Genomic DNA, 5,740 nt, shown 5'->3' on the forward strand with positions numbered 1-5,740 from the left:
ACGGAAAGCCGGCTCAAGCCGGCTGGGGTGAGACAGGTTTCATACCCAAGCGTTAGGCTCCACCGCTCGGCGCGTGCCCGGGGCTAATGGAGTTTGACGAATTATCTGGGTGTACGCGGTCGGCCCGTGCCCGGGGCTCAAGCCCCGGGCTGACAAGGAAAAGCCGGCTCAAGCCGGCTGGGATCGCGGTACGGAGCAGACCCCGATGCGCCGGTCCCGCCGCTCGGTCCGTGCCCGGGGCTAATGGAGTTTGACGAAATACCCTGCTCCACCGGAGCCGTCCCCGTTACCCGTTCCCTGTCATCCTGAGCGCAGCGAAGGATCTCGTGCGGGAGCGGCCACGCCACTCCGAGATCCTTCCCTGCGCCGGGCGCGGCTGGCCGCCGCCACCGGCTCCGCTCAGGATGACACAAAGGGAGTCGCGGACGGCTGGCGAGTACGCCAGGTTAATTCGTCAAGGTTCATAAGCCACCGGGCACATGCCACGACGCGGCGACCTGCCCGCCACCCATCCCGGCGACGGTCGGCAGCCGCCCGAGCCGGCGGAGGCGGGCGGGAGACGGCGCGGCTGGTATGCAGGATTAATTCGTCAAACTCCATAAGCCGCCGGGCTGAATAGGGAAAAGCCCACTGAAGGGGCTCCCATGTCCCACACCTCGGCGGATCCGGTCCGGCCTCCCATCGGGCGCGGTATCCCCAGCCCCTTCAGTGGGCTTCGCTTCCTAGCCCGGCGGCTTTAGCCCCGGGCACGGGCCACGGCGTGGGGTCCTTCCCGCCACCCACCCCGGGCACGCGCCACGCCGCGGTAACCATGGCATCACTGCGCCCGGCGCGCGGCTGATGCCGCGCGATACCAAAGCGGCGGCTCAGGCCGCCGCACTCGAAAACATTTCCCAGCCGGCTTCAGCCGGCTTTGGTTGTCAGCCCGGGGCTTGAGCCCCGGGCACGTGCCGCGCGGTGAGCCCCAATGCCGAGGCGTGAGTCCTGACCGACCTCGGCCCGCACATCACCCGGAGCGGGCCAACGCCGTCGCGCTGCCCCCAGTCAATCCGCCGCGACCTGTGCCCCGGCCAGCGCCCGGGCCTCTTCCACGATGCGGTCGACGCTGGGGATCACCGCCGACTCCAACGGCTCGGAGAAGGGGATCGGCACGTCCGGCACCGCCAGCCGGCGGATCGGCGCCTTGAGCGCGTCGAAGGCCCCGGCCTGGATGCGGAAGGCCAGCTCCCCGGTCATGCCGTAGCTCTGGTAGTCCTCGTCCACGATGAGGACCCGGCCGGTCTTGCGCGCCGAGGCGACCAGGGTGTCGGCGTCGAGCGGCACCAGGGTGCGCACGTCGATCACCTCGGCGTCGATGCCGTCCTGGGCCAGGCGCTCGGCCGCCCGCAGGCTGCGCGGGACCATGACGCCCGCCGCCACGATGGTCAGGTCGCTCCCCTCGCGTCGCACGGCCGCCTGCCCGAAGGGGATGGTGTACGGCTCCTCCGGCACCGTCTCCTCCTCCCCCTCGAACGGGAGGAACGGGAGCCCGGTCAGGAGCTTGTGGCCGAAGATCACCACCGGGTTGCGGTCGCGCAGCGCGGTCAGCGTCAGCCCCTTCGCGTCGTAGGCGGTCGAGGGCACGACGACCTTGAAGCCAGGGACGTGGGCGAAGAGGCCGTAGAGGACCTGCGAGTGCTGCGCGGCGTCGCCGTAGCCGCCGCCGATGGCGGTGAGGACCGTCACCGGCATGGCGAACTGGCCGCCCGACATGTAGTGGTTCTTCGCCATGTGGTTGTACATCTGGTCGAAGCCGGCGCCGAGGAAGTCGACGAACATCAGCGACACCACCGGGTGCATCCCGGTTGCGGCGGCGCCGACCGCCATGCCCATGAAGGTCTGCTCGGTGATCGGAGTGTCGACCACCCGGGCGCGGCCGTACTTCTCATGCAGGCCCATGGTGAAGCCGAAGACGGCGCCCCAGTAGGTGACGTCCTCGCCCATCACGACGATCTTGGGGTTGCCGGACATCTCCTGGTCGATCGCCTCCGCGATGGCGAAGGCGATGCCTTTCATCGTTCGTGCGCTCATGCGAACACCCCCATCAGCGCCTCACGCTGCTCGGGCAGCGGACTCTCCTCGGCGAAGGTCATCGCCTGCGCCGCATCACGCGCTGCCTCCTCGCGCAGCCCCGCCAGCGTCGCGTCGTCGGCCCAGCCGAGCCGGATCAGCCGCTTACCAAGCCGCTCGATCGGGTCGAGCGTGCGCCACAGCTCGACCTCTTCGCGAGTGCGGTAGTCCTCGCCGTCCCCCTCGAAGTGACCGCGGTAGCGGTAGCAGACCGCCTCGATCACCGTGGGGCCGTGGCCCGCCCGCGCCCGCTCGATGGCACGCTTGGCGGCGGCGTAGACGTCGATGACGTCCATGCCGTCGACCAGGTAGGCCGGGACGTTGTACGCCTGCGCCCGATGGGATTGGTGCGTGCCTGCCAGCGCAGCCCACTTCGGCGTCGAGTCGGCGTAGAGGTTGTCCTCGATCACGATCACGAGCGGCAACTGCCAGAGTGCCGCGGCCGTCAGCGTCTCGCTGAAGGTGCCATGGTTGGCTGCGCCCTCGCCGGAGAAGGCCACCGCGACGTGTGGCCGCCCCTGGGCGCGGAAGCTGAAGGCCGCCCCCGCCGCCTGCGGGTAGGAGGCTCCGACGATGCCGCTGCAGGAGAAGTTCTTCTCGGCGTCGAACAGGTGCATGTGGCCGCCCTTGCCGTGGCACAGCCCGGTGTTCTTGCCGAAGATCTCGGCCGCGAGGCGGCCCGGGTCGATGCCCTTGGCCAGCGCGTGGTGGTGCGGCCGGTGGGTGCTCACGACCGCATCGGCATCCGTAAGCAGCGAGCAGACGCCAACCGCAACCGCCTCCTGTCCCACGGCCAGGTGCATCTCTCCACGGATCGGCCCCGCCGCCATGTTGAAATTCGGCGTCTTGCCGATGGCGTAGCGCGCGGCGATCACCTCCTCGAAGTCGCGGATGAGGCACATCTGACGGTACTGTGCCAGCAGCGCCTCCCGCGTCAGACCCGCCCTGTCGAGGAGAAAGCGCAGGTCGGCAAGTGCCGGCTCCGGTTTCCACATGACGACACCTCCTGTCCGCGCGGGCGCGGCTTGGCCGGCCCCCTATTCGGTTGTCGCGTCGCTAGCTCCGAGCATAGTCCGCGGGCGAGTAGGTGTCAATCACTCAGCATATCGCGCCATTGCTTGTTGTTTGCGCAGCGGGATTCCGACCGTCGTCGCGCCAAGGCCCGCGCGGGCCACCGGCGCGGCGCGGCCACCAATGTGCGGTAGACTTCTGCAAGACAGGCCGCACCCCTGCCGGGGTGGGAGCGAGAAAGGGTGAGGGCGGGGCCGGATGGTACGACTCCTCCCGCGAGACACACGGTTCTTCCAGTACTTCCAGGAAGGCGCCGAAAACGCGCGTGACGTCGCGCAGGGTCTGAGCGATATCCTCAATGACTTCACCGACGTCGCCGATCGGGTGCGCCGGCTGGAGGATCTGGAGCATCGCGGCGACGAGATCACCCATCGCGTCCTCACCGCGCTCGACAACACCTTTCTGACCCCGTTCGACCGCGATGACATCCGCGAGTTGGCTGCGGCGCTGGACGACTTCATCGACTACATCACTGCCGCCGCCGGCCGGCTCGTGCTGTACAAGATCGACCATCCGACCGAGCGCGCGCGGCTCTTCGGGCGCATCATCGCGGAGCAGGGGGCCTCGATCGCCGCGGCGATGAATCTGCTCTCGCAGGACAACCACCGGCGCGAGATCATGACGTACATTGTCGAGATCAACCGTCTAGAGAACGAAGCCGACGACGCCCTCAGCGAAGCGCTGGCCGAGCTCTACGCCGACGTTCACGATATCCCCTCGGTCATCAAAGAGATCCGCTGGGAAGAGATCTACCACCGCCTGGAGGATGTCGCGGACCGCGGAGAGGATCTCGCCAACACATTGGAGGGCATCATCTCCAAGTAGCTATGGCGCGCCGCGGCGATCCCGCCGGCGCGAATCCACACGGGCACCGGCACCGGATGCATCCCCTGCATCCGATTGCGTCGTTGTACGTTCTTGACATAGCAACGGGTGTGTGCTAAACTATCTAGGTTTTCGGACCGGGCGGTAGGTCTGGTCCGGAAGCGCGGAGCGGATGTGTGAAGTGTCAGAATCAAGGAGTCACATGACGGAGCGAGCGATCCAGGACACCTACGAACTGGAGCGGCTGGCGGAAGAGGCCGAGGTTCATGACGTCGTCGATGAGTCGGCGGACCTCATCGACCAGGCCACCAGCGACGCTGTCTATCGCTACTTTCGCGACGTCGGTGGGCACCAGCTCCTAACGCACCGTGAAGAGATCGAGTACTCCCGGGCGGTTCGAGCCGGGCTGGAGGCGCGCAAGCGGCTCGAGGCCGGTGAGGACTCGGAGGAGCTGCATCAGATTATCGAGCGCGCCAAGGTGGCTCGGGAGAAGCTGATCCGGCACAACCTGCGCCTGGTCGTGTCGATCGCCAAGAAGTACCGGACCAGTGGGCTGCCCCTGATCGACCTGATCCAGGAGGGCAACATCGGTCTGATGACCGCGGTCGAGCGGTACGACCCGGAATTGGGCTATCGCTTCAGCACCTACGCGACCTTCTGGATCCGGCAGGCGATCGGCCGCGCCGTGGCCAACCAGAGCCGGACCATTCGCGTCCCGGTGCATATGCATGACCTGATTTCGAAGGTGCGCCGGACGGAGGCGCAGCTCGAGCAGTTGCATGGTCGGCCCGCCACCGACCAGGAGTTGGCCCAGGCCCTCGACCTCGACGTCGAGCGCATCGAGCAGGCCCGGTCGGCGATCCCGCGGACCTCGTCCCTCGACAAGCCGATCGGCGAGGATGGAGAGAGCACCATCGGCGACTTGCTGCCTGATCCTGCCAGCGATGAGGTGGTGGACCAGGCGGTCACCAGCGCGATCCGCGATCAGATCCGCCGCAGCCTCGAGAGCTTGAGCGAGCGCGAGCGGGGCGTCCTGACGCTGCGGTTCGGCCTCGGCGGCCAGCAGCCGCAGACGCTGGCGGAGATTGCCGAGTACTACGGCATCAGCCGCGAGCGGGTGCGCCAGATCGAGAAGGAGGCGCTGGCCAAGCTGCGCAAGTCGGACCTCATCCAGCTTGCCAACGCGGCGTAGCGTAACAGCCGAACAGTTCACCCCCGGCGGGGATCCCCGCCGGGGGTTTCTGTTTTCTGAGGGCGGCACGTGCCCGGGCCGAACCCCAGCCTAACAGCGGCACAGCGGCAGCCGGCTGCGGCAGGCCGGGGGATAGGGCTCCCACTCCGGCGATACGGTGTCCGCCGCCCGGTACGTTGCCCGGGGCTAAAGCCGCCGGGCTCACAAGGAAAGCCGGCTGAAGCCGGCTGGGGACCGATTGGGGTTCAGCGTCAGGTGATAGGATCCCACCAACCAGCCTGTGCCCGGGCGAAAGCCGCCGGGCTGATATTGGGTAAGCCCACTAAAGGGGCTGTGATGGCGACATCCAGGCGTGTCCCGTTCGGCCTCCCACCGGGGACCACGTCTCCAGCCCCTTCAGTGGGCTTCGCCTTGTCAGCCCGGCGGCTTTCGCCCCGGGCACGCACCGAACGGTGGGATCCTTGCGCCACCCCGCTACGCGTCGTCGTTCTTAGCCGGCTTCAGCCGGCTTTCCTTGTCAGCCCGGGGCTTGAGCCCCGGGCA

The 5,740-nt window shown here is 67.9% G+C and carries 4 protein-coding genes; 2 read left to right on the top strand and 2 right to left on the bottom strand.

What is annotated here, in order from left to right; translation table 11 throughout:
• Window positions 1-1,044: 1,044 nt before the first annotated feature.
• Together IRZ30_RS15045 and IRZ30_RS15050 are read right to left on the bottom strand one after the other, a co-directional pair.
• Window positions 1,045-2,070 carry an alpha-ketoacid dehydrogenase subunit beta gene (locus IRZ30_RS15045; protein WP_294086311.1) on the bottom strand — a complete coding sequence of 342 codons (1,026 nt, stop codon included), beginning with the start codon at window positions 2,068-2,070 and terminating at the stop codon, window positions 1,045-1,047.
• Window positions 2,067-3,104 (bottom strand): thiamine pyrophosphate-dependent dehydrogenase E1 component subunit alpha, encoded by a 1,038-nt coding sequence (locus IRZ30_RS15050; RefSeq protein WP_294086313.1) that lies wholly within the window; start codon window positions 3,102-3,104, stop codon window positions 2,067-2,069. Before IRZ30_RS15050 ends, IRZ30_RS15045 begins: the two co-directional genes overlap by 4 nt.
• 274 nt (window positions 3,105-3,378) lie before the next feature.
• On the opposite strand from IRZ30_RS15050, the gene IRZ30_RS15055 reads away from it, so the two are divergent.
• The gene (locus tag IRZ30_RS15055) at window positions 3,379-4,005 is read left to right on the top strand and encodes a DUF47 family protein (protein WP_294086315.1); all 627 of its coding nucleotides are present in this window, start codon (window positions 3,379-3,381) and stop codon (window positions 4,003-4,005) included.
• A gap of 202 nt (window positions 4,006-4,207) precedes the next feature.
• Complete coding sequence (locus IRZ30_RS15060; RefSeq protein WP_294086318.1) at window positions 4,208-5,197, top strand: sigma-70 family RNA polymerase sigma factor; 990 nt, start codon at window positions 4,208-4,210, stop codon at window positions 5,195-5,197.
• The last annotated feature ends 543 nt before the right edge of the window (window positions 5,198-5,740 follow it).

Origin of the sequence: Sphaerobacter sp. (assembly GCF_019683595.1) — a bacterium.
Lineage (GTDB): Bacteria > Chloroflexota > Chloroflexia > Thermomicrobiales > Thermomicrobiaceae > Sphaerobacter.

Coding starts and splice junctions, on each gene's coding strand:
- IRZ30_RS15045 (WP_294086311.1), bottom strand. CDS start 2,070: ATGAGCGCACGAACGATGAAAGGCATCGCCTTCGCCATCGCGGAGGCG.
- IRZ30_RS15050 (WP_294086313.1), bottom strand. CDS start 3,104: ATGTGGAAACCGGAGCCGGCACTTGCCGACCTGCGCTTTCTCCTCGAC.
- IRZ30_RS15055 (WP_294086315.1), top strand. CDS start 3,379: ATGGTACGACTCCTCCCGCGAGACACACGGTTCTTCCAGTACTTCCAG.
- IRZ30_RS15060 (WP_294086318.1), top strand. CDS start 4,208: ATGACGGAGCGAGCGATCCAGGACACCTACGAACTGGAGCGGCTGGCG.